Annotated in this window: 19 protein-coding genes; 7 read left to right on the top strand and 12 right to left on the bottom strand. The window is 73.2% G+C overall.

Features of this window, described 5'->3' with window-relative positions; genetic code table 11:
- Together pyk and ABZ883_RS31335 are read right to left on the bottom strand one after the other, a co-directional pair.
- Nucleotides 1-1449, bottom strand: a complete 1449-nt coding sequence (gene pyk, locus ABZ883_RS31340; protein WP_360912090.1) for a pyruvate kinase — start codon at nucleotides 1447-1449, stop codon at nucleotides 1-3.
- Between the two features lie 175 nt (nucleotides 1450-1624).
- Nucleotides 1625-2353 carry an SIMPL domain-containing protein gene (locus ABZ883_RS31335; protein ID WP_360912088.1) on the bottom strand — a complete coding sequence of 243 codons (729 nt, stop codon included), beginning with the start codon at nucleotides 2351-2353 and terminating at the stop codon, nucleotides 1625-1627.
- 149 nt (nucleotides 2354-2502) lie between these two features.
- Here ABZ883_RS31335 and ABZ883_RS31330 point away from each other — a divergent pair, with 149 nt between their 5' ends.
- Complete coding sequence (locus tag ABZ883_RS31330) at nucleotides 2503-4314, top strand: 5'-nucleotidase C-terminal domain-containing protein (RefSeq protein WP_360912086.1); 1812 nt, start codon at nucleotides 2503-2505, stop codon at nucleotides 4312-4314.
- A 4-nt stretch (nucleotides 4315-4318) separates the two neighbouring features.
- On the opposite strand, the gene ABZ883_RS31325 is transcribed toward ABZ883_RS31330, so the two are convergent.
- Entirely contained in the window at nucleotides 4319-5239 is a 921-nt protein-coding gene (locus ABZ883_RS31325; protein WP_360912084.1) for a LysR substrate-binding domain-containing protein, read from the bottom strand.
- Nucleotides 5240-5333: 94 nt separating this feature from the next.
- Between ABZ883_RS31325 and ABZ883_RS31320 the strand changes: the two genes are divergently transcribed.
- From ABZ883_RS31320 to ABZ883_RS31310, 3 genes are read left to right on the top strand one after another with little or no spacing between them, the layout of a single operon-like run.
- A complete protein-coding gene (locus ABZ883_RS31320) occupies nucleotides 5334-6035 on the top strand; it encodes a succinate dehydrogenase cytochrome b subunit (RefSeq protein WP_360912082.1) in 702 nt (233 codons plus the stop codon).
- 2 nt (nucleotides 6036-6037) lie between these two features.
- Nucleotides 6038-7972: a fumarate reductase/succinate dehydrogenase flavoprotein subunit gene (locus ABZ883_RS31315; protein WP_360912080.1), complete on the top strand. Its 1935-nt coding sequence runs from the start codon at nucleotides 6038-6040 to the stop codon at nucleotides 7970-7972.
- The gene (locus ABZ883_RS31310) at nucleotides 7969-8715 is read left to right on the top strand and encodes a succinate dehydrogenase/fumarate reductase iron-sulfur subunit (RefSeq protein ID WP_360912077.1); all 747 of its coding nucleotides are present in this window, start codon (nucleotides 7969-7971) and stop codon (nucleotides 8713-8715) included. Before ABZ883_RS31315 ends, ABZ883_RS31310 begins: the two co-directional genes overlap by 4 nt.
- Here ABZ883_RS31310 and ABZ883_RS31305 read toward each other — a convergent pair.
- The 5 genes from ABZ883_RS31305 to ABZ883_RS31285 all read right to left on the bottom strand — a co-directional run bounded on the left by ABZ883_RS31305 (nucleotide 8669) and on the right by ABZ883_RS31285 (nucleotide 15107).
- A complete protein-coding gene (locus tag ABZ883_RS31305) occupies nucleotides 8669-10186 on the bottom strand; it encodes a SidA/IucD/PvdA family monooxygenase (RefSeq protein ID WP_360912074.1) in 1518 nt (505 codons plus the stop codon). The two genes, ABZ883_RS31310 and ABZ883_RS31305, sit on opposite strands and share 47 nt — an antisense overlap.
- A complete protein-coding gene (locus ABZ883_RS31300) occupies nucleotides 10173-11567 on the bottom strand; it encodes an aminotransferase class V-fold PLP-dependent enzyme (RefSeq protein WP_360912071.1) in 1395 nt (464 codons plus the stop codon). The genes ABZ883_RS31305 and ABZ883_RS31300 overlap by 14 nt, the downstream gene beginning before the upstream one ends.
- A gap of 187 nt (nucleotides 11568-11754) precedes the next feature.
- Entirely contained in the window at nucleotides 11755-14250 is a 2496-nt protein-coding gene (pepN, locus tag ABZ883_RS31295; protein ID WP_360912070.1) for an aminopeptidase N, read from the bottom strand.
- A 76-nt stretch (nucleotides 14251-14326) separates the two neighbouring features.
- Nucleotides 14327-14935: a sortase gene (locus ABZ883_RS31290; protein WP_360912068.1), complete on the bottom strand. Its 609-nt coding sequence runs from the start codon at nucleotides 14933-14935 to the stop codon at nucleotides 14327-14329.
- Nucleotides 14936-14939: 4 nt separating this feature from the next.
- Entirely contained in the window at nucleotides 14940-15107 is a 168-nt protein-coding gene (locus ABZ883_RS31285) for a hypothetical protein (protein ID WP_360912065.1), read from the bottom strand.
- Between the two features lie 162 nt (nucleotides 15108-15269).
- On the opposite strand from ABZ883_RS31285, the gene ABZ883_RS31280 reads away from it, so the two are divergent.
- The 3 genes from ABZ883_RS31280 to ABZ883_RS31270 all read left to right on the top strand — a co-directional run bounded on the left by ABZ883_RS31280 (nucleotide 15270) and on the right by ABZ883_RS31270 (nucleotide 17768).
- On the top strand, nucleotides 15270-15674 hold the full coding sequence (locus ABZ883_RS31280) for a VOC family protein (RefSeq protein WP_360912063.1): 405 nt from the start codon (nucleotides 15270-15272) through the stop codon (nucleotides 15672-15674).
- A gap of 129 nt (nucleotides 15675-15803) precedes the next feature.
- Nucleotides 15804-16832, top strand: a complete 1029-nt coding sequence (locus ABZ883_RS31275) for a class I SAM-dependent methyltransferase (protein ID WP_360912061.1) — start codon at nucleotides 15804-15806, stop codon at nucleotides 16830-16832.
- A gap of 33 nt (nucleotides 16833-16865) precedes the next feature.
- Nucleotides 16866-17768: a hypothetical protein gene (locus ABZ883_RS31270; RefSeq protein ID WP_360912059.1), complete on the top strand. Its 903-nt coding sequence runs from the start codon at nucleotides 16866-16868 to the stop codon at nucleotides 17766-17768.
- Nucleotides 17769-17815: 47 nt separating this feature from the next.
- Here ABZ883_RS31270 and ABZ883_RS31265 read toward each other — a convergent pair whose 3' ends face one another.
- The 4 genes from ABZ883_RS31265 to ABZ883_RS31250 all read right to left on the bottom strand — a co-directional run bounded on the left by ABZ883_RS31265 (nucleotide 17816) and on the right by ABZ883_RS31250 (nucleotide 23640).
- Nucleotides 17816-18796, bottom strand: a complete 981-nt coding sequence (locus ABZ883_RS31265) for an alpha/beta hydrolase (RefSeq protein ID WP_360912057.1) — start codon at nucleotides 18794-18796, stop codon at nucleotides 17816-17818.
- A gap of 79 nt (nucleotides 18797-18875) precedes the next feature.
- Nucleotides 18876-20702 carry an alkyl sulfatase dimerization domain-containing protein gene (locus ABZ883_RS31260; protein WP_360912054.1) on the bottom strand — a complete coding sequence of 609 codons (1827 nt, stop codon included), beginning with the start codon at nucleotides 20700-20702 and terminating at the stop codon, nucleotides 18876-18878.
- A gap of 38 nt (nucleotides 20703-20740) precedes the next feature.
- Nucleotides 20741-21811, bottom strand: coding sequence for a hypothetical protein (locus tag ABZ883_RS31255; RefSeq protein ID WP_360912052.1), 1071 nt, complete (start codon nucleotides 21809-21811; stop codon nucleotides 20741-20743).
- On the bottom strand, nucleotides 21808-23640 hold the full coding sequence (locus ABZ883_RS31250) for a polysaccharide deacetylase family protein (RefSeq protein WP_360912050.1): 1833 nt from the start codon (nucleotides 23638-23640) through the stop codon (nucleotides 21808-21810). Before ABZ883_RS31250 ends, ABZ883_RS31255 begins: the two co-directional genes overlap by 4 nt.
- Between the last annotated feature and the right edge of the window lie 62 nt (nucleotides 23641-23702).

Genomic DNA, 23702 nt, shown 5'->3' with positions numbered 1-23702 from the left:
TCAGCGGCCCGCGGGACCGGAGGGGAAGTCGTCCTCCCCGATGTGGTGCACGCGCACGAGGTTGGTGGTGCCCGCCACGCCGGGGGGCGAGCCGGCCGTGATGACCACGGTGTCGCCCTTCTGGCAACGGCCGATCCGCAGCAGTTCCTCGTCGACCTGCCGGACCATCTCGTCGGTCGTCTGCACCACCGGCCCGATGAAGGTCTCCACACCCCAGGTGAGGCTGAGCTGCGAGCGGGTGGCCGGCTCGGGGGTGAAGGCCAGGACGGGGATCGGCGAGCGGTACCGGGACAGCCGGCGGACGGTGTCGCCGGACTGGGTGAACGCCACCAGGTACTTGGCGTCCAGGAAGTCGCCGATCTCGGCCGCGGCGCGGGCGACGGCGCCGCCCTGGGTGCGGGGCTTGTTCTGCTCGGTCAGCGGCGGCAGGCCGCCCGCGAGCATGTCCTCCTCGGCGGAGGCGACGATCCGGCTCATGGTCTTCACCGTCTCGACGGGGTGCTTGCCGACGCTGGTCTCGCCGGACAGCATGACCGCGTCCGCGCCGTCCATGACGGCGTTGGCGACGTCGGATGCCTCGGCGCGGGTGGGCCGGGAGGACTCGATCATCGACTCCAGCATCTGGGTCGCCACGATCACCGGCTTGGCGTTGCGCCGGGCGAGGGTGACCGCGCGCTTCTGGACCAGGGGAACGGCCTCCAGCGGCATCTCGACCCCGAGGTCGCCGCGGGCAACCATGATGCCGTCGAAGGCGGCGACGATGTCCTCCAGGTTCTCCACCGCCTGCGGCTTCTCGATCTTGGCGATGACGGGGACCCGCCGGTCCTCCTCGCGCATGATCCGCAGGACTTCCTCGGCGTCCCGGCCGCTGCGCACGAAGGAGAGCGCGATGAGGTCGACCCCGGTGCGCAGCGCCCAGCGCAGGTCGGTCACGTCCTTCTCGGACAGGGCCGGCACGGACACGGCGACGCCGGGGAGGTTCAGGCCCTTGTGGTCGGAGATCAGACCGCCCTCGATGCACATGGTGCGCACGCGGGGGCCGTCGACCTCGGTGACCTCGAGGGTGACGCGGCCGTCGTCGACGAGGATCCGCTCACCGCGCGTGACGTCGCCGGCGAGACCGGCGTACGTCGTGCCGCAGATCAGCCGGTCTCCCTGGACTTCCTCGGTGGTGATGGTGAACTCGTCACCACGTTCAAGGAGTACGGGTCCTTCGGCGAAACGTCCCAGTCGGATCTTCGGGCCTTGAAGGTCCGCGAGGATCCCGACACTGCGGCCGCTCTCGTCGGAGGCCTTGCGCACGCGCTGGTACCGCTCTTCGTGATCGGCAAGGCAGCCATGGCTCATGTTCAGGCGGGCGACGTCCATTCCGGCCTCGACCAGAGCCTTGATCTGGTCGTAGCCGTCGGTGGCGGGCCCGAGGGTGCAGACGATTTTTGCTCGGCGCATGGAGCGAGCCTATGACCTACTTCACAGTAGAGAGCCCGCGGAAGGCGACTGTCCCGCGTCGCCATGATTAACGCTTGCCGACAACCGATGAACAGACGTCCGCGACATTCGGGATGATGCCGTGCGAACAGCACACATGCCCCCAAGAGCCGCGCCGGACGGCCGCCCCGCGCCCTCAGCCGCCGGACGCGGCGGGCCCGCCCGACAGGTCCGGGGCCGTCATGGTGAAGTGCGCCGTGACCTGTGCGTACACGCTCTGTTGCTCCGGTTCCATGTCGAGGGGCCGGGCCATGTCCTCCGCGCCTCCGGGCGCGCCGGCGAAGGCGGCGGCCCGCATCGCCGGGCGGCCCGGGAAGGCCAGTGTCTGCTGCATGCCCTCGTCGGCCAGTTCGACCAGGGCGAGCAGCCGGGCGCCGAGCGCCTCGGCGTACTCGCGGGCGCGCTGCACGGCGTCGCGCACGGCCTGCTGCCGGGCCGCGCGGTAGGCCGGGGAGTCGGGGCGCAGCGACCACCAGGGGCCGTCGACGCGGGTGAGGTCGAGGTCGGCCAGCCGGGTGGCGAGTTCGCCCAGGGCGGTGAAGTCGGTGAGGGTGACGCCGATGCGAACGCTGCCGTGGTAGGCCCGGATCCGCTCGCCGCGCCGGCGTTCGCGCAGCTCCGGGGTGATCACGAAGGCGCCGGTCTCCAGCTTGTCGACCGCCTCGCCGTAGCTCTTGACCAGGTCGAGCACCGCCGCGTTGCGGGCGCCGAGGTCGTCCAGGGTGCCGCGGCGGTCAGTGCCGCGGGCGCTGACGGTGACGGCGATCCGGGCGAGTTCGGGCTCGGCCTCGAGGGTCGCCTCGCCGCGGACGCCCACGTGCGGGACCTCGGGGGTCGGGTACGTCCTGGCCGCTTCGTTCGTCATGCGTCCCACTGTCCCAGGGCGGGACGTCGCTGACGAGTCATCTGATCGCAACGTGGGGGGGTGTTGCGGGGTGTAGTGACGGGGCCAGAATCTACGCGCGTTACCGCAAAGAACCGCCCATCGTTCCGTCAACAAACGGGAGCCGACGTATGCCGCTCAACCGCAGGGACTTCCTCAACCGTTCCGCCGCCACCGGGGCGGGCATCGCGCTGACCGGTGCGGCAGGCGTGCTGGCCTCGGCGGCTCCGGCCCAGGCCAGGAGCCACAAGCCGGAGGAGCCCGAGCGCTACTCGTTCAGTGTCCTCGGCACCACCGACCTGCACGGCAACGTCTTCAACTGGGACTACTTCACCGACGCCGAGTTCGACGACAAGCCGCACAACGACGTCGGCCTCGCCAAGATCTCCACGCTGGTCAAGCAGCAGCGGGCCGCCAAGGGCCGCCGTAATGTGCTGCTGATCGACGCGGGCGACACCATCCAGGGCACCCAGCTGTCGTACTACTACGCCCGGGTCGACCCGATCACCGCCAAGCACGGCCCCAAGCACCCCATGGCCCAGGCCATGAACGCCATGGACTACGACGCGGCGGCCCTCGGCAACCACGAGTTCAACTACGGCATCCCGCTGCTGCGCGAGTTCGAGGACCAGTGCAAGTTCCCGCTCCTGGGCGCCAACGCCCTGGACGCGAAGACCGGGCAGCCCGCCTTCGCGCCGTACTCCCTGCACCGTATGCGGGTGCAGGGCGCGCCGGACGTGACGGTGGCGGTCCTCGGGCTGACGAACCCGGGCATCGCGATCTGGGACAAGGGCAACGTCCAGGGCCGGATGACGTTCCCGGGCCTGGAGGAGCAGGCGGCGAAGTACGTGCCGCGGCTGCGCGCGATGGGCGCGGACGTGGTGGTCGTCTCGGCGCACAGCGGCACCTCGGGCACCTCCTCCTGGGGTGACCAGCTGCCGTACGTGGAGAACGCGGCGGCGCTGGTGGCCGAGCAGGTGCCAGGCATCGACGCGATCCTCGTGGGCCACGCGCACAACGAGATCCCCGAGTACGTGGTGGCGAACAAGCAGACCGGCCAGGGCGTGGTGCTGTCCGAGCCGTCCAAGTGGGGCCAGCGGCTGACCGTCTTCGACTTCGAGATGGAGTTGGTGAACGGCGCGTGGGAGGTCGTCACGGTCGGCGCGTCCGTGCTCAACTCCAACACGGTCGAGGAGGACCCGGAGATCACCGGGCTGCTGCGCGACGAGCACGCGAAGGTCGTCGCGTACGTGAACCAGGTGATCGGCGACTCCGCCGCGGCGATGACGGCGGCCGAGTCCCCGTACAAGGACACCCCGATCATCGACTTCATCAACCATGTGCAGGCCGAGACGGTCAAGGCCGCACTGGCGGGCACCGAGTACGCCGCGCTGCCGGTGCTGTCGCAGGCCGCGTGCTTCTCCCGCACGGCCGCCATCCCGGCGGGCCGGGTGACCCTGCGCGACGTGGCCGGCCTGTACGTGTACGAGAACACGCTGGAGGCCCGCATCCTGACGGGCGCCCAGATCACGGCGTACCTGGAGTTCTCGGCGAACTACTTCGTGCGGACCCCGGCCGGCGCCCCGGTCGACGTCGCGAAGCTGACCAACGCCGCCAACACCCCGGACTACAACTACGACGTGGTCAGCGGTGTCAGCTACGAGATCGACATCGCCAGGCCGGCCGGCTCGCGCGTCTCGAACGTGCGGTTCGGCGGTGCGCCGATCGACGAGTCCGCGCGCTTTGTGTTCGCCGTCAACAACTACCGCGCCAACGGCGGCGGCAACTTCCCCGGTGTCGCCTCCGCGCCGCAGGTGTGGGCGAACTCCGAGGAGATCCGCAACACGATCATCACCTACGTGCAGGCGACCGGCACCATCGACCCGTCGCGGTTCGCCGGCGTGGACTGGCGGCTGACCCGCGACGGCGTGCCGGTGTTCTGATCCGTCACTCCGGCGCAGCGCACCGGGTCGCGCAGTCCCTGTCCCGTACGTGCTCCAGCAGCACCCGGCGCAGTTCGCGGGCGGCGCGCGGGGGTTCGGCGTCCTTGCGGTGGGCGAGGGCGACGGTGCGGTGCAGCCCCGGTGGCGTGAAGGGCGTCGTCCGCAGCCGCGGGCGGCGCCCGGCCACCATGCTGGGTACGACGGCGTGGCCGAGCCCCGCCTCGACGAAGCCGAGGACGGCGTCCATCTCGCCGCCCTCGATGGCGAAGCGGGGCTCGAAGCCGGCCGCCCGGCACGCGCCGACGGTCAGTTCCCGCAGGTCGTAGCCGCGGCGGAACATCACCAGCGGCTGGTCGCGCAGATCGGCCACGTCGACGTGGGGTCCCGGCCAGGGGGGCGGCGTGTCGGCCGCGGTGACCACGACCAGGTCCTCGTGGAGCAGCGGGGTGGCGTCCAGCGCGGGGTCGTGGCTCTGCAGGGGCAGCACGATCAGCGCCAGGTCCAGGCTGCCGGAGGCCAGCTCCCGCACCAGGTCGCGGGAGCCGCCCTCCTCCACGACCAGCCGGATGCCCGGGTAGCGGGTGTGGAAGTCGCGCAGCAGGTCGGGGAGCAGCCCGGTGCACAGGCTCGGTGTGGCGCCGAGGCGCACCCGTCCGCGGCGCAGCTGCACCAGTTCCTGCACCTCCTGTGTGGCGGCCTCGGTGTCCGCGACGATGCGCCGGGCGATCGGCAGCAGCGCCTCCCCGGCGTCGGTGAGGGCGATGTTGCCCCGGGCGCGGCTGAACAGCTCCGCGCCGAGCTCCCGTTCCAGGGCCTTGATCTGCTGCGACAGCGAGGGCTGGGCCACGTGGACGCGCTCGGCGGCCCGGGTGAAGTGCCGGGTGTCGGTGACGGCGAGGAAGTACACGAGTTGTTGCAGTTGCACGCCGCCCACGGTAATCGACGATAGGGCCGACCTATCGAAACGAGCCCGAACGCGTCTTGGACCTTTCAATACGAGGGGATCTAGCGTCAGCCGCATGGCTTTGGCGACGAGAGCGGTGCGTCCGTCCGCGGTGCGGGCGCTGTGGGGCTCGACCGTGGGCAAGAAGGCGGTCATGGCCGCGACCGGCGTGATCATGCTGCTGTTCCTGGTCGCGCACATGGCGGGCAATCTGAAGATCTTCTTCGGCCCGACGGAGTTCAACGGGTACGCGGCATGGCTGCGCACCATCGGCGAGCCCGCGCTGCACAACGGCTGGTACCTGTACATCCAGCGGACGGGCCTGGTGGCCGCGGTCGTCCTGCACGGCGTGGCCGCCTACCAGCTCAGCAGGCGCGACATCAAGGCGCGCCCGGCGAAGTACGCACACACCAGGGCGCGCGCGAGCTACGCGACGCGCACGATGCGCTGGGGCGGGGTGATCCTCGGCCTGTTCATCGTGTGGCACATCCTCGACCTGACGACGCTCACCGTGAACCCGCGCGGCCAGGCGGAGCACCCCTACGAGAACGTGGTGGCCGACTTCCGGCTGTGGTGGGTGAACGTCGTCTACATCACGGCGATGCTCGCCCTCGGCCTGCACATCAGGCACGGCTTCTGGAGCGCGGCGCAGACCCTCGGGGCGGTCACCAAGCGCAGCGACCGGGCCCTGAAGGCCACCGCGAACGTGCTGGCGCTGGTGCTGACCGCGGGATTCGTCCTGGTACCCGTCTCCGTGATGACCGGATTGGTGGACTGACCATGCTGTACCGCGAGGGCGACCCGCTCGCCGACACCAAGGCGCCTGCCGCGCCCATCGAGGAGCGCTGGAGCCGCCGCAAGTTCGAGGCGAAGCTCGTCAACCCGGCCAACCGCCGCAAGCACAAGGTCATCGTCGTCGGCACGGGCCTGGCGGGCGGCTCCGCCGGCGCCACGCTGGCCGAACAGGGCTACCACGTCGTGCAGTTCTGCTACCAGGACTCGCCGCGCCGGGCGCACTCCATCGCCGCCCAGGGCGGCATCAACGCGGCGAAGAACTACCGCAACGACGGCGACAGCGTGCACCGGCTGTTCTACGACACCGTCAAGGGCGGCGACTTCCGGGCCCGCGAGTCCAATGTGCACCGCCTGGCCGAGGTGTCGCTGCAGATCATCGACCAGTGCGTGGCCCAGGGCGTGCCCTTCGCCCGCGAGTACGGCGGTCTGCTGGACACCCGCTCCTTCGGCGGCGTGCAGGTCTCCCGGACCTTCTACGCCCGGGGCCAGACGGGCCAGCAGCTGCTGCTCGGCGCCTACCAGGCGCTGTCCCGGCAGATCGACGCCGGGAACGTGGAGCTGCACGCCCGCACCGAGATGCTGGACCTGATCGTGGTGGACGGCCGGGCCCGCGGCATCGTCGCCCGCGACCTGGTCAGCGGTGAGATCTCGGTGCACCTGGGCGACGCCGTGGTGCTGGCGAGCGGCGGCTACGGCAACGTCTTCTACCTGTCGACCAACGCCAAGGGCTCCAACGCGACCGCGATCTGGCGGGCGCACCGCCGGGGCGCGTACTTCGCCAACCCCTGCTTCACGCAGATCCACCCGACCTGCATCCCGCGCTCCGGCGACCACCAGTCGAAGCTGACGCTGATGAGCGAGTCGCTGCGCAACGACGGCCGCATCTGGGTGCCCAAGGCCAAGGGCGACGACCGCCCGCCGCACGAGATCCCCGAGGACGAGCGGGACTACTACCTGGAGCGGATCTACCCCTCCTTCGGCAACCTGGTGCCCCGCGACATCGCCTCGCGGGCCGCCAAGAACGTCTGCGACGAGGGTCGCGGCGTCGGCCCCGGCGGCCAGGGCGTCTACCTGGACTTCGCCGACGCGATCGCCCGGCTGGGCCGCGCCGAGGTGGAGGCGAAGTACGGCAACCTCTTCGAGATGTACGAGCGGATCACCGCCGAGGACCCGTACACCCGGCCGATGCGGATCTACCCCGCCGTGCACTACACCATGGGCGGCCTGTGGGTGGACTACGACCTGCAGACCACGGTCCCCGGTCTGTTCGCGATCGGCGAGGCCAACTTCTCCGACCACGGCGCCAACCGGCTCGGCGCCAGCGCCCTGATGCAGGGCCTGGCCGACGGCTACTTCGTGCTGCCGTCCACGATCAACGACTACCTGGCGCGCGGCCCGCACGACGCCATCGCCGCGGACCACCCGGCGGTCACGGAGGCCGTCGCCGACGTCGAGGACCGGCTGAACCTGCTGCTGGCCGTGGACGGCGACCGCACCCCGGACTCCTTCCACCGCGAGCTCGGCGAGCTGATGTGGGACGAGTGCGGCATGGCCCGCACCGAGGCCGGGCTGCGCAAGGCACTGGAGCGCATCCCCGCGCTGCGCGAGGAGTTCTGGCGCCGCATCAAGGTGCCCGGCAGCGGCGAGGAGTTCAACCAGTCGCTGGAGAAGGCCAACCGGGTCGCGGACTTCCTGGAGCTGGCCGAGCTGATGTGCCTGGACGCGCTGCACCGGGCCGAGTCCTGCGGCGGCCACTTCCGCGAGGAGAGCCAGACCCCCGACGGCGAGGCGCTGCGCGACGACGAGAACTTCTCGTACGCCGCCGCCTGGGAGCACCCCGGCGACGGCGGCACGCCGGTGCTCCACAAGGAGGCGCTCGCCTTCGAGTACGTACACCCCACCCAGCGGAGCTACGCGTGAACCTCACCCTGCGCATCTGGCGCCAGCGGTCCTCGCAGGAGGACGGCGCCATGGTCACCTACCGCGTCGAGGACATCAGTCCCGACATGTCGTTCCTGGAGATGCTCGACGTCCTCAACGAGGAGCTGATCCTCGCCGGCGACGAGCCCGTCGCCTTCGACCACGACTGCCGCGAGGGCATCTGCGGCGCCTGCGGCATGGTCATCAACGGGCAGGCGCACGGCCCGGAGCGGACCACCACCTGCCAGCTGCACATGCGGCACTTCCAGGACGGCGACACCGTCGACGTCGAACCGTGGCGGGCGGCCGCCTTCCCGGTGGTCAAGGACCTGGTGGTGGACCGCTCGGCCTTCGACCGGGTGATCCAGGCCGGCGGGTACATCTCGGTGCCGACCGGCAGTGCGCCCGAGGCGCACGCCACCGCCGTCCCCAAGGCGACGGCGGACGTGGCCTTCGAGCACGCGGAGTGCATCGGCTGCGGGGCGTGCGTGGCGGCCTGCCCCAACGGCTCGGCGATGCTGTTCACCTCCGCGAAGGTCAACCACCTCAATGTGCTGCCGCAGGGCGGCCCGGAGCGGGAGACCCGGGTGCTGAACATGGTCGCCGCCATGGACGACCAGGGCTTCGGCGGCTGCACCAACACCGGCGAGTGCGCCACGGCCTGCCCCAAGGGCATCCCGCTGCCGTCGATCGCCGCTATGAACCGCGAATACCTGCGGGCCGTGCGGAAGGGATCTCGCTGACCGGTGCCGTGGCCGAGGTCAGGCCGTACGTCGTGAAGGCCGTGCGGGCGGGGAGCGGACAGGGCTCCTTGCCCGTCACGGAGTTGAGGATGACGGCCGAGCGCCACGCGGCCAGGCCCAGGTCGGGGGCGCCGACGCCGTGCGCGTGTCGGTCGGCGTTCTGCACGTACACCGATCCGCCGACCACCGGGTCCAGCACGATCCGGTGCTGCTCGTCGATCCGCGGCCGGCCCGCCGCGTCGTGCCGGATGTACGGGTCCAGCGCCGCGAGCAGCCCGCCGGCGGGCCGTTCGCGGTAGCCGGTGGCGAGCACCACCGCGTTGGTGACGATCCGGGTGCGGGTGCCCTGCTCCTGGTGCTCCAGGTGGAGTTCGACGGCGCTCATGCCCATCCGCCCGGCGGTCCGCACGGTGACACCGGGGGTGAGGACGGCGTCCGGCCAGCCGCCGCCGAGGGAGCGGCGGTACAGCTCGTCGTGGATGGCGGCGATGGTGCCGTGGTCGACGGCCCGGTGCAGCTGCCACTGCCGGGGCAGCAGGCTGTCGCGCACCGGCTCGGCCAGGCCGTGGAAGAAGCGCGCGTAGTCGGGGGTGAACTGCTCCAGGCCGAGCTTGCTGTACTCCATCGGCGCGAAGGCGGGGCTGCGCGCGATCCACGTCAGCCGCTCGCTCCCGGCGGGACGGGCGCGCAGCAGGTCGAGGAAGACCTCGGCCCCGGACTGGCCGGCGCCGACGACGGTGACATGGCCGGCGGCCAGCAGCCGGTCGCGCTGCGCGAGGTAGTCCGCGGAGTGCACGACCGGCACCACCGGCGCCTCGGCGAGCGGGCGCAGCGGCTCGGGGACGTACGGCTCGGAACCGATGCCGAGGACGAGGTTGCGGGCGTGGCCGCGGCCCCGCGACTGCGCCTTCCCGTCGGCGTCCAGCCGGGTGTGGGCGACCTCGAACAGGCCGCGGCCCGGGTCCCAGCGGACGGAGTCGACCCGGTGGCCGAAGTGGGTGCTGGTCAGCGACTCGGCGACCCAGCGGCAGTAGGCGTCGTACTCGGCGCGGTGCACCTGGAAGCGCTCGGCGAAGTAGAACGGGAACAGCCGCTCCCGGGCTTTCAGCCAGTTCAGGTAGCTCCAGCGGCTGGTCGGGTCGGCCAGGCTCACCAGATCGGCCAGGAAGGGCACTTGGAGCGTGGCGCCCTCGATCAGCAGCCCGGGGTGCCAGTGGAAGGCGGGCTCCTGCTCGTAGAAGGCGGCGCTGAGGTACGGGACGCCGTCGGCGAGTGCGGCCAAGGAGAGGTTGAACGGCCCGATGCCGATGCCGAGCAGGTCGAAGGGCTGCTCGGCGTACGGGGCGGTCTCCGCGGCGCGCTCGGCGGACGCGTACGGGGTGTACGCGGTGCGTCCCGGGTGCCCGCTGTATCCGCTGTGTCCGTTGTGTTGGGGGTACGCGGTGTACTCAGGGTCTTCAGCCACGGTCATCGGACGTGCTGCCTTCCTGGTGGGTCGCGCACACGAGCGCGAGGAGTGCCTGGAGGTCGCCGGCGGTCAGCGCCGGGTTGAGGAGGGTCGCCTTGAGCCACAGCCGCCCGCCGGCGCGGGCCCGGCCGAGGACCGCCCGTCCGTCGAGCATCAGCCGGCGCCGGATCGCGGCGACGTCCGCGTCGCCGGCCCCGGTGGGGCGCAGCAGCACGGTGCTGATCCCAGGGCGGGCGTACAAGGTGAGGTCCGGGTGCCGTTCCACCAGGTCGGCCAGCTCGTGGGCGCGGTCGCAGACGGTGTCCACCAGCCGGCCCAGGCCCTGCCTGCCGAGGGCGCGCAGCGTCACGGCGATCTTCAGCACGTCCGGGCGGCGCGTGGTGCGCAGCGAGCGGCCGAGCAGGTCGGGGATGCCGGCCTCGGTGTCGTCGGCGGCGTTGAGGTAGTCCGCCTGGTGCCCGAGCGGTCGCAGCGACTCCCCCTCGCGCACGGCGAGCACGCCCGCGGCGACCGGCTGCCAGCCCAGCTTGTGCAGGTCCAGGGTGACGGTGCCGGCCTCCGCCAGGCCGGCCAGCCGCGGCGCCCGACGGTCGCTGAACAGCAGGGCGCCGCCGTAGGCCGCGTCCACGTGCAGGGCGGCGCCGTACTCCCGCGCGGCGCGGGCCAGTTCGGGCAGCGGGTCGAGCGCGCCGGTGTCGGTGGTCCCGGCCGTGGCGACGAGCAGGGCGGGGCCCGGAACCGCGGCGAGCGCGGCGCGGGCCCGGGCGGGGTCGAGCACCCCGGCGGGAGTGTCCAGGACGACCGGCTCCGGCAGCCCGAGCAGCCATGCGGCGCGGGGCACGCTGTGGTGGACGTTGGCCCCGGTCACGATCCGCACACCGGGGGCGCGTTCGCGGGCGAGCAGCAGCGCGAGCTGGTTGGACTCGGTGCCGCCGGTCGTGATCAGGGCGTCGGGCGCGGCCGCCGCGGGGTGCACGAGCCGCGCCAGCGCCGCCGTCACCGCCGCCTCCAGGGCGGTCGCGGCCGGGGCCTGGTCCCAGGAGTCCATCGACGGGTTCAGCGCGCTCGCGGCCAGGTCGGCGGCCGCTGCCACCGCCAGCGGCGGGCAGTGCAGGTGCGCCGCGCAGAACGGCTCCGCCGGGTCCGCCGCGCCCTCGGCGACCAGCCGCACCAGCGTCCCCAGGGCCTCCTCCGCCCCCGTCCCGTGCTCCGGGAGCACGTCCGCCAAGGCCTGCGCGACCCGCGCGGACACCGCCCCGGGTCCGCCCGCGGGCAGCGGGCCCGCGCGCCCCGCGGCACCCTCCGCGAGCGCGTCCAGCACCACCCCCAGCAACGGTCGCAGCCGGCGCGGCCCTCCCCTGCCGCCGGCGAGCTGAGGTGACACGGCCTGGCACCCTCCGAGAACGCGTCGATCACCGCCGCACGACCCGTCCGCGCGGTCCGGACTGCGTAACGACGCCACCGGTCCGGGGATGCTGCCCCGGGTCCGAAGTCCCCCTCTTCGGACCGACGTCACCGCCGTGCGCGGGGGTGCGTGCCCGTCGGGCGCCCCCGCGCACCGCGGTGAGCGGTCACGCGCCCCGTACGCGCAGGGCGCGGGCCAGGTCGTCGAGCTGGTCGGCGAGCCGGCGCCGCAGGGCAGGGGTGGGAGCGGGGTCGGCGGAAGCAAGGCAGGCCTCGCCGAGTTCGAGGACGGAGGCGTCGACCACGGGGCCGGGGAAGGCCCAGCGGCCGGCGGCGTCGGCCAGCGCGGGGCCCCGGTGGGCGGCGAGGGCGACGGCGGCCGGGTAGTAGCGCGGCACCCAGTCGCCGAGCAGGTCGAGCTGCTCGGGCTGCCAGAAGCCCTGGGCGGTCGCGTTGAACAGGTAGTTGGAGAGCGTGTCGTCCTCGAACATCGAGGTCCACGCCTCCTGCTTGGCCTCCGCGTCGGGCAGCGCGGCCCGGCAGCGCGCGGCACCCTCCCGGCCCGTGGCGCTGGGGTCGCGCTCGAGTTCGGCGGCGATGTCGGCGCGGTCGGCGGCGCCCAGGACGGCGAGCCGGGTGAGGACCTGCCAGCGCAGTTCGGGGTCGAGCGGCGGCCCGTCCGGCAGGGACCCGGCGGTGAGCCAGCCGCGCAGTTCGGCGGGGGCGGTGACGGCGGTGATCAGTTCGCGGGCGGCGGCGAGCCGCATGCCCGGGTCCTCGTGGCGGAGCAGCTCGCGGGTGAGGGACTCCAGGACGGCGAGCGCGTCGGGCCGCTGCCCGGCCGGCAGGTAGCGGTCGGCGATCTGGTGGCGGGCGAAGCCGAGCACGCCCTGCACCACCGCGACATCGGTCTCGTGCGGCAGGTGGGCGCGGGCCACGTCCAGGTAGGCGGCGGGCGGCAGTTCGCCGTCGCGCACCAGGTCGCGGGCCGCGTTCCACACCAGGGCCCGGGCGAGCGGGTCGGGCAGACCGCTCAGGCCGCGGACGAGGGTGTCCCAGGACCCGGCGTCGAAGCGGATCTTGGCGTACGTCAGGTCCTGGTCGTTGAGCAGCACCAGGGCCGGGCGCGGACCGGGCCGCGTCGCGGCGGCCTCGGCGCCGGCGGGGACGTCGGTCTCGAAGCGCTCGCGCAGCACGAGCCGCGCCGGGTCCGCGCCGTCGCGGTCGTACGCGGCGACCGCGATGCGGTGCGGGCGCTCGCCCGCGCGGGCCACCTCCGGCCGCCAGCCGCCGTCCGCCTCGGCCGGGACCGGGGTGAGGGTGTCGACGCCGGTGGTGCGCAGCCAGCGGTCGGCCCAGGCGTGCACGTCCCGGTCGGTGGCGGAGGCGAGGGAGTCGATGAAGTCGGCGAGGGCGGCGTTGCCGAACCGGTGCCGGGAGAAGTGCTCGTTGATGCCGGCGAGGAAGTCCTTGCGGCCGAGCCAGGTCACCAGCTGCCGCAGGGCGGAGGCGCCCTTGGCGTACGAGATGCCGTCGAAGTTGAGCAGCGCCGACGCGGTGTCGGGCACGGCCCCGGGATCGGGGGCGACGGGGTGGGTGGAGGGGCGCTGGTCGGCGTCGTAGCCCCAGCCCTTGCGGGCGACGGCGAAGTCGGTCCAGGTGCCGGTGAAGCGGGTGGCCTCGGAGAGCACCTGGTAGCCCATGTACTCGGCGAAGGACTCGTTCAGCCAGATGTCGTCCCACCAGCGCAGCGTGACGAGGTCGCCGAACCACATGTGCGCCATCTCGTGGGCGACGACCATGCCGCGGGTCTGCCGCTCGGCGTCGGTGACGGCGGACCGGAACACCATCTCGTCGCGGAAGGTGACCAGGCCCGGGTTCTCCATCGCGCCCGCGTTGAACTCGGGGACGAAGGCCTGGTCGTAGGAGTCGAACGGGTAGGGCTCCGCGAACAGTTCGTGGTAGCGGTCGAAGCAGCGCCGGGTGATGTCGAACAGCTCCTCGACGTCGGCGTCGAGGTGGGGCGCGAGCGAGCGCCGGCAGTGCAGGCCGAAGGGCAGGCCCGCGTGCTCGGTGCGCACCGTGTGCCAGGGACCGGCGGCGACCGCGAGCAGATAGGTGCTGATGCGCGGGGTCGGCGCGATCCGCCAGTGGCCCTCGGCCTCACCGGTGCGCTCGGCGACGCCGTTGCCGAGGACGGTCCAGGCGGGCGGTGCGGTGACGGTGACCTCGAAGACGGCCTTCAGGTCGGGCTGGTCGAAGGCGGCGGCGACGCGCTGGACGTCGTCGAGGAAGAGCTGGGTGTAGAGGTAGGTCTCGCCGTCCGCCGGGTCGGTGAAGCGGTGCATGCCCTCCCCGGTGCGCGAGTAGCGCATGTCGGCCTCGATCCGCAGCTCGTGCGGGCCCGCCGTGAGGCCGGTGAGGGGCAGCCGGTTGTCCTCCAGGGCGGCCGGGTCGAGCACCCGGCCGTCGAGGACCGCGCGGTGCAGGGCGGCGGGCTTGAGCTCGGCGAAGGTGTCGCCGTCGGCGAGGGCGGTGAAGCGGATGACGGTAGTGGAGCCGAACACGTCGTCACCACGCGTCAGGTCCAGGTCGACGGCGTAGGTGTGGACGTCGAGGAGCCGGGCGCGGGTCTCGGCCTCGGCACGGGTGAGAGCAGGCATGCCGCCATGCTGCCTCATGGCCCGTGCGACCCGCACGGAAGTTCGCTGCGGGCGGCAGCGGCCGCCGCGCGGGGCGTCAGGAGGGGCGGACGGCCGCGGCGTCGACGACCAGGGTGCCGCCGCGGCCGCGGGTGCAGGTGATCAGGCGCAGGGCGGGGCCGCCGGTACCGGCGGACCAGGCACCGGTGAGCCGGGAGCGCCCCGGGACGCGGACGACCCGGGTGACCGCGAAGCGGGCACGGCTGCCGTCGCGGCGGGTGACGACGACCGTGTCGGACGGGCGCAGGTCGCCGAGGTCGTGGAAGACGCCCCGGGCGCCTCCCGTGTCGTGGTGGCCGACCAGCACGGCGGTGCCGGGGTCGCCGGGCGCGGCGCTGCGGTCGTACCAGCCCGCCCAGTGGCGGCCCTCGTCGCCGGCGGGGGTCTGCAGGCTGCCGTCGTCGTTGAGCCCGAGGTCCAGCACATGGGCGTGGACCCGGGCGCGGGCTATGTCGAGGCGCACGGGGGTGTGGCCGGCCGGATCGGCGGCGCGCGCGGAGGTGCTGCCGTGGACGACGGCGTCGCCCGCGCCGTGCCCGCCCGCGCCGGTGTGCCCGACGGCCCGGACCGTCACCGCGGTGGCGGCGGCGAGCAGCGCGAGGGCGAGCAGGTTGATCCTTCGGTGGGACGCCGGCGCGGGGCCCATGGGCTCACCGCGGGTGGACCGCGTAGCGCACACCCCACACGCCCAGGGCCAGCAGTCCCGCGAACACCGCCGCGAGCGGGCCGCACGCGACCGCCGCGCAGCACACGACGGCGGCGACCCCGGTGGCCAGGAGGGCGACGAGGGCGACGGGAGGCAGGGACAGGGCAGGCATGGCGCGGGGTCCTTCGCGGCTGGCGGCTACGGCGACGGTCCCCAGGGTACGGAGCCGGGGGCGTGCCGCGCCTCCCCCGTCCGTCCCGGCCCGTATCCACCGAAAGTATGGTCCGGGCCGAGGGCCTTGCGTCTCAGGGAGGACTTTGGGCAGGCTCGGCGGATGATCGCCGCGATGCAGCTCACCGTGATCGACTGTCCCGACGCGAGGGCGCTGGGCGCCTTCTACCAGGGGATCCTCGGCGGGTCCCTGGACGCCTCCGACGCCTCCTGGGTGACCCTGACCGCCCCGGGCGGCACGCGTTTCGCGTTCCAGGAGGTGCCGTTCCACCGCCCGCCGCGGTGGCCGGATCCCGAGCACCCGCAGCAGTTCCACCTCGACTTCGAGGTGCCCACCCGCGCGGACGTGGAACGGGCCCATAAGGAGGTGCTCGCGCTCGGCGCGACCTTCCTGCACGACAGCGGGGGCGAACGGAGCGGTTTCCGCGTCTTCGCGGATCCCGCCGGGCACCCGTTCTGCCTCTGCTACGGGCAGCTCCCGCCGCCCCCCGCACCCGCCGCCGGCTGACCCGGGGCCGCCCCCGGGACGCGGCGGCAGCCGGATGTCGGTGGTCACTTGTACGGTGTTTCCCACGCCGGCGCCGGGGCGTCCGGCGCGTCGTCAGGGGGCGAACGGATCCGGCCGAGGGGGGACGGCATGCTGCGGGGGCCGCACGCGTACGAGCCGATGGAGCACGATCCGCGGGACCCGGAGGCGGTGCGCCGGGTGACGTACGTGCTCTTCCTGCCGGACGGCCGCTGCGCGGTCCCCGCGGAGGGACACGGCGGCGCGGGCCTGCGGCTGCCGTCGGGCCGCGTGCTGCCGGGCGAGGACTGGGTGCTGGACACCTCCGAGCGCGTGCCGCTGATGACCGCCGGCTTCCTGCGGCAGCGGGTGCACCCCTTCGCCTACGACGGCCTGGAGCTGCGGCTGTACGCGTGGCTGGACGGCGACCGCTACCGCGGGCGGCGGCCGCACACCCGGGTGGAGCTGTTCTCCGGCACCCCGCAGGAGGTCGCCGCGCGGCTGGCGGACCGCACCGAGCGGCGGGCCGTGCTGGACGCGGCACGCTCCTTCCGCGAGCAGGACGACGCCTCGTGGTTCGCGGACAACCTGCGGCTGATCCAGCCCGCCTATCTGCGGGCCGCGACCGCCGAGGGCGGCTCCGGCTTCGGCGGCGGACCGCAGGAGTGGCGGGCGCGCCGCTCGATGGTGGTGGAGGCGCTGCACAAGGACGGCACCTTCCTCGACATCGGCTGCGCCAACGGGCTGCTGATGGAGTCCGTGCGGGCGTGGGCCGCCGAGCGCGGCCGGGCGGTCGAGCCGTACGGGGTGGACATGGCGCCGGGCCTGGTGGAGCTGGCGCGCCGCCGGCTGCCGCAGTGGGCGGACCGGATATCCGCCGGCAATGCGCTGGACTGGCGGCCGGAGAGCGGCCGGCGCTTCACCTTTGTGCACGTCCTCGCGGACTGCGTGCCGCCGGCGCGGCTCGGCGGACTGCTGCGCCGGCTGCTCGCCGAGCTGGTGGAGCCGGGCGGCCGGCTGCTGCTCAGCGCGTACCAGCCGGCCGGCGGGGAGGCGCCGGGCGCGGCGGAGCGGCTGGCGGGGACGGGGTTGCCGGTGGCCGGTTCCGCGTCGGGTTCGGGACCGGATCGTACGGCGACAACGGCGTGGGTGGACGCGTAGGCTCGAAGGGTCGCACCGCTTGGGGGAGGCGCCGTGGGCGAGCCGTCGTCCAGCCCGATCGAGCACGGCTTTCCGCATCTGGAGAAGGTGCGGTCGGCCCTGACCGCGCTCTACCGCAGACTGTCGTACGACACGGTGAGCCGCTTCGCGGCGAGCGTCCGCCCCGAGGCGGTGGAGTTCCCGCCGGACGAGGACCTGCACCTGGGCGCGCAGCGGGTGGCCCGGGTCATCGTGCAGCACTTCCGGCTGCCCGAGGCCCGGATGGTGGTGAGCTTCCGCGACATGACGCACGCGGGCAATGTGGAACTGGCCTCCGGCCCGGAGTACTTCGTGGAGCTGCACGACCGCTTCCGGGAGGACCGGCGCGACGTGGGCGCGGCGCTGGCGCACGAGGTCATGCATGTGTATCTGCACCGGCTCGGCCTGGAGTTCCCCGGCACGCGGGACAACGAGATCCTCACGGACACCGCCACGGCCTACCTCGGCGCGGGCTGGCTGCTGCTGGACTCCTACCGGGAGGAGCCGGCGCTGTTCGGCGACCGGGTGACGATGACGGCGACGAAGCTGGGCTACCTCACCCCGGAGGAGTTCGGGTACGTCCTGGCCAAGCGCGCGCTCGCGTTCGGCGACGACATCGAGCCGTGGCTGACCGGCCCCCGGGCCCGCGACGCGTACCGGGACGGTCTCGGGCTGGCCCGGGAGGACCTGCGGAACGCGCCGCTGCTGGGCTGCGGCTGGGCGAACCGCCGGCGCTACGCCCACGACCGCCGCCGCGGCGCCGCGCACCCGGTGGCCGGCTACGCCTTCGAGGGGGAGGCGCCGATGCGGGTCTCCTTCCCCTGCCCGACCTGCCACCAGCGCATCCGCGTCCCGGTGCGCGGCCGGGTCAAGGCACGGTGCGGGCTGTGCCGCACCGTGCTGGAGTGCGACACCTGAGCGGCCGGCGGGGCGGGAGGGGCAAGGCGCAAAGGACCGAGGACCGGTCAGACGCGGGCCGGGGCCGTCTCGCGGAGGAAGTCCAGCAGCGCCGCGTTGACCTCCTGCGGGCGTTCCTGCTGTGTCCAGTGGCCGCAGCCGGGGAGCACGACGGGTTCGCGCAGCGTCGGGTAGATCTGCGGCAGCGCCGGGACGAGGTCGGAGACGCCGGGGAAGGCGTGCACGACGTCGCGGTCGCCGGTGATGTACAGGCCGGGCACCTGGAGGGTGGCACCGTTCCAGGGCGCCGTCAACCGCCAGTTGAGGTCGAGGTTGCGGTACCAGTTGAGCCCGCCGGTGAAGCCCTGGGACCCGTACTCGGCGACGAAGGTGGCGACGTCCTCCTCGGTGAGCCAGGCCGGCAGCTTCTCCGGCTCGCCGACGAGGTCGAGGAACCCGTGGCCGGGCGGGACCAGCGGCTGCGCGGGAACGGGGTCGTTGGCGGGGTTGTCGCCGGAGGCGCCGTACAGGAAGCGGCGGAAGGTGGAGGTCGGGTCGGCGGCGAACTCGGCGTCGGCGACGCCGGGTTGCGCGAAGTAGTTCCAGTAGAAGCGTCCGTCGTACAGCTCCGACATGGCGCGCAGCGGAGGCATGTCCCCGCCGCGCGGGGTCGGCGGGACGCTCAGGCCGGCCACGGCCCGCACCACGTCGGGACGCAGCAGCGCGGTGTGCCAGGCGACGGGGGCGCCCCAGTCGTGGCCGACGACGACGGCGGTCTCCTCGCCGAGGGCGTGGATCAGCCCGATCACGTCGCCGACCAGGTCCAGCATGGTGTACGCGTCGACGGCTTCGGGGCGGTCACTGCGCCCGAAGCCCCGCTGGTCGGGCGCGACCACCCGGTAGCCGGCCGCGGCGAGCGGGCCGAACTGGTGGCGCCAGGAGTACCAGCACTCGGGGAAGCCGTGCAGCAGTACGACGAGGGGACCCTCGCCCTCCTCCGCGATGTGGAGGCGGAGACCGTTCACTTCGGCATAGCGGTGTTCGACCATGGCGCTCAGGCTATGCGCCCGCCGTCCGCCCGCGCCGCCGAAATCAGGTCACCGGGGCACGTCAACGCCCGCCCGCGGCTCAGGGGGTGACGACGGCGAAGTTCCGGTCGGGGCTGTCCAGCAGGCCGACGAGGGTGGTGACCACCTTCAGGTCGCCCTCGTGCTCGATCCCGTCGAAGCGCCCGCCGGCCAGCAGTCCCTGCAGCTCGGGCCGGGTGAGGGTGAGGGTGAGGTCGGCGTGCCGGCTGGGGCGGCCGTCCTGGGTGGACCAGTGGGTGAGCGCGCCGTTGGAGAGGGTGAGGTGCCAGGTGCGGTGCTCGTCGGTGAGCCGCCAGTCGATGGTGAGGTGGGTGTCCCAGGCCCGGGGGCCGTTGACGCGGATGGCGAGCGAGTCGATCAGCTGGTCGACCGTCAGCGCGGCGGTGAGCTCGGGACCGGCGGTCGTCGTCGGGGTCGGGCTGATGCCGTCGCGCAGTTCCTTGGCGCCCATCAGGTAGAAGTTGCGCCAGGGCCCGTTCTCGCAGCCGTAGCCCAACCGCGTGTACACGGCGGCCAGTTCGCGCCGGGCCTCCTCGTGCCCGGGGTCGGCGAAGACGGCGTGGTCGAGCAGGGTCGCGGCGAAGCGCAGGTCGCCGGCGTCGGTGTACTCCCCGGCCTTGGTCACGGTGGCGTCGACGCCGCCGAGGCAGTCCACGTACCGGCGCGCCTCCTCCGCCGGCGGATGCTGCCACAGGTGGGCGGGGTTGCCGTCGAACCAGCCCATGTAGCGCTGATAGACCGCCTTCACGTTGTGGCTGAGGGAGCCGTAGTAGCCGTGGTTGGCGTGGAAGCGCTCCAGGGCGGGCGGCAGCCGCAGTTCCTCGGCGATCTCGCTGCCGGTGAGGCCCTGGTTGAGCAGCCGCAGCGTCTGGTCGTGGAGGTAGGCGTACAGGTCGCGCTGGTGGGCCAGCAGCCGGTGGATGTTCTCCCGCCCCCAGGTGGGCCAGTGGTGGGAGGCGACGACGACGTCGACGGAGTTGCCGAACATCACCAGCGACTCGTTGAGGTACCGGGCCCACTCGCGGGCGTCGCGGACCTGGGCGCCGCGCAGGGTCAGGATGTTGTGCATGGTGTGGGTGGCGTTCTCCGCCATGCACAGCACGCGCTTGCCGGGGAGCACGAAGTTCATCTCGGCGGGCGCCTCGGTGCCCGGGGTGAGCTGGAAGACGATGCGGACGCCGTCGAGGGTCTCGTCCTGCCCGGTGCGGGTGACGGCGACGGTCGGGCGGATCAGGGCGATGGCGCCGGTGGAGACGGTCTGCCCGAGCCCGCAGCCGATCTGGCCGGCGGGGCCCTTGGGCAGTTCCGAGCCGTACATGTAGACGGCGCGGCGGTTCATGGCGGTGCCGGCGTAGACGTTCTCGCTGGCGGCGTGCTCCAGGAAGCCGGCCGGGGCGAGGACGGGCACCGGGTCGTGGCCGTACGGCAGGACGCCGCGCGCGCCGCCGAAGTGGTCGACGTGGCAGTGGGTGTAGATGAGCGCGGTGACCGGCCGGTCGCCCCGGTGCTCGCGGTAGAGCGCCAGGGCGGCGGCCGCGACTTCGGTGGAGTGCAGGGGGTCGACGACCACGACCCCGCGGTCGCCCTCGACGAGCGTCATGTTGGACAGGTCCAGGCCGCGGACCTGGTAGACGCCCTCGACGACCTCGAACAGCCCCTGCTTCGCCGCGAGCCTGCTCTGCCGCCACAGGCCCGGGTGGGCGGTGTCGGGGCAGGGTTCCCGCAGGAAGGAGTAGGCGTCGTTGTCCCAGACCACCCGGCCGTCGTCGGCGGTGACACGGCCGGGCGCGAGGGCGCCGAGGAAGCCGCGTTCGGCGTCGGCGAAGTCCGTCGTGTCCTCGTGGTCGGGGGGCGCGAGAGCGGTCATGGGAACACGATCCCAGCGATTCGCACCTTTTGTCTCGTTCATCTGCGCCAGGAGCGGCGCAGCACCTCCTCGGCGGGTTTGCCGTGCGGCGTGTAGGCCAGCCGCGCCGGTGTCTCACCGCTGTCCGGCCAGTCGTCCCACATCCACCAGCACACCCCGGCCCACCAGCGCTCCCCCTCCATGGCGCCGAGCAGGGCCTGGTAGGCGGCGGCCTGCTCGTCGTCGGCGGGACGCGCGCTGACCGTCCACGACCAGGGGGCCGTGGTCGTGCCGCGCTGGCTGACGTAGCCGGCCTCGGTGAACAGCACGCGGCGGTGGTGCCGGGCGGCGAAACCGGAGAGCTGCCGGGCGATCGGCCGCCAGGCGGCGCGCAGCCGGCCGACGTCGGTGGTGGGGCGGTCGGCCAGCGGCCAGTACGCGTCGACGCCGATGAGGTCGAGGTCGTCCCAGAAGGGGATGTGCGCGTACTCGTCGTAGTTGGCGGCGTAGACCAGGGGTCCCCGGTAGTCCCGCCGGACGGCGCGGACGACCGCCCGCCAGCGGGCGCCGTCCCGCGAGGTGCCGGCCAGTTCGGTGCCCACGGAGAGCTGCTCGGCCCCGAGGTCCTCGGCGAGGCGCGCGTAGTGGGTGATGAAGCGGGTGTACGCGGCGAACCAGGCGGCGGGGTCGGCGGGCCGGATCTGCGCGCGGTCCTGGTCGCCGGGGAGGTCGACGTGCGGTTTGAGCAGGACCTTGAGCCCGGCGGCGTGCGCCTCGCGGATGATCCGGCGCAGCGAGTCGTCGCTCGCGGTCTCCCCGGTGGTGTGCATCGAGGCGTCGCCCGGGGCCGACTGGTACCAGGTCGGGGTGAGCGACACCCAGCCCGCCCCGGTGGCCGCGATGTCGCGCAGGTAGCGGCCCGCGGCGGGGCTGTCGTAGTCCTCGGCGGACCACGACGGCAGGGCGATCCCGCGCAGCCGGGGCGCCCCGGCCCCGGCCGGTGCGGACGGGTGCGCGGGGGCTACGGAACGGCCGTCGTCCGCGGGGACGGCGGCGCAGCCGGCGGTGAGGGCGAGGACCGCCGCCGCCGCCGCGAGAGCGGCGGCGGCGGTCCTCCGGATCAGGGTCACGTGAGCGCCGCGGGGCTGACGAAGGTGTAGCCGAGGGCGCGGATGCCGTCGACCGTCTCCTGGAGCGGCTGGACCGGGTTGTACGGGTGGTAGAAGAAGCTGGCGAAGCCGTCGCGCACGGCGAGGTTCGCCTTGGCCGAGGCGATCAGGTCGGCGGGCAGCCGGGCCGGGTGGTTGTTGTACGCCTCGGGCTCGTAGTTGCCGATGTTCTCGGGCAGCACGGTGGTGCCGTACACGTCCTTCACCACGTAGGGGAAGAACTGCCCGATGAAGCGATGGGGATCACCGGCGGTGCCGCTCAGCGTCCCCGAGAAGTACAGCGAACGCTCCAGGCGGGCCGTGAAGTTCCGCGCGAAGACCTTGTAGTCGGTGGCGGAGGCCGCGTAGTGCGGGGTGGTCCACAGCTTCGGCGTCGGCAGCCCGGCGAGGGTGAACTGGGCGAGGCCGAGGGTCACCCGGGTCTGCGCCCACAGCGCGGAGTCCTCGGCGACCGGGCCGTCGTAGACCACGTTGTCCGCGCTGTCGACGTGGGCCCGGTAGAACTCGAAGTCGTCGCCGGAGACGCCGTTGTAGGGGTTGGCGACGGTGCCGTACTGGTGCGTGTAGCCGTGGTTCATCAGGACGGCGCCGCGCGCCAGCATGTACTTGAGCGCGGAGACCACTTGCGGGCGCTGGAGCAGGGTGACGGTCTCGGGCCGGCCGTTGTTGTAGGTGCCGTGCGGGTCGGTGTAGACGGGGATGACGTTGATGCCGTAGGGGATCCTCTGCGAGTAGAGGTAGTCGGCCGTCGCGCGCAGTTCGGCCGGGTCGGAGTCGGGGCTGATGTCCTCCAGCCGCAGCAGTGCCCGGTGCCGCTCGGGGGTGCTGGGCGCCAGGGCGTCGAAGAGCAGGTCCTCGAAGGCGATGACGCGGTCGGTCTCCGAGACGTAGGCGAACGGGATCTCACCGACGTAGGTGAGGTTGCCCGAGCGCACCGCCCACGGGAAGGACGTGCCGGTGCCCGTGTCGACCGCCCGGGCCAGTTCCGTCACCTCGGGATAGCCGGGCCCCGACGCGATGGTGGGGCGCAGCACGCCGCCGTCCTGGCCGGCCGGGATCTTCCGGGTCAGGGTCTGGTCCCGGTACGTCACCTGCGTGACGGAGCCGGAGTCGAAGTACGAGGTGCTGGGGTCCCAGCCGTACGTGCTCTGGAACTGGGCGACGCCGGTGGCGTTCGCCAGTGACCAGATGTTGTCCCCGACCCAGGTCACCGGGCGGGTGGTGGTGACCACGTCCTGGTAGAACGCGGCCGGGACGGCGTCGGGGACGCTGCCGCCGTAGTACGTCGAGCCGAGGTAGACGGTCGCCGTGTACTGGTTCACCATGCCGGCGGTGTACTGCTGGACCGGCTTGGCGGTCACCGTGCCGAAGTGGCCGGCGAGGTTGGCGGTGGCCATGGCGTACAGCTCACCGAGCTGTCCGTAGGGCCCCGCGGTGTCGTAGAGGACGAGCGCGGAGGTACCGGACGGCGCAGCGGCGGGTGCCGCGAGCGCCGCGGCCCGCGCGGCCGGCCGGCTCGCGGCGGCCTGCCGGGGCGGGCCCTCGGTACGGCGTTCGCGGTCCGCGGACTGCTGGGACTTCGCCCACGCGCCCAGGTCGATCGCGCCGACGCCCGAGCGGCCGACGAGATTCTCCGCGTGGCGGTGAAGGTGCCCGCCGAGGTCGGCCTCCGGGCCGCGGGGTGCGGCGCCGGCCGGGCCGGTCAGGAATGCGGCGCCCACGAGCGACGCGACGAGCATGACGACGACGGAGACCCGGGACTTCCGCGGTCTCCTGATGCGGGATTGCATATTCCCCCCATTGCACCGAATGAACAGGCCGCTGATTGTTCAGAGCCGCAATGCCCGCTGTC

The organism is Streptomyces sp. NPDC046977, from assembly GCF_040644455.1.
Classification (GTDB): Bacteria; Actinomycetota; Actinomycetes; order Streptomycetales; family Streptomycetaceae; genus Actinacidiphila.
Note: the sequence above shows the minus strand (reverse complement) of the source record. Positions and strands in the feature narration are given on the sequence as shown.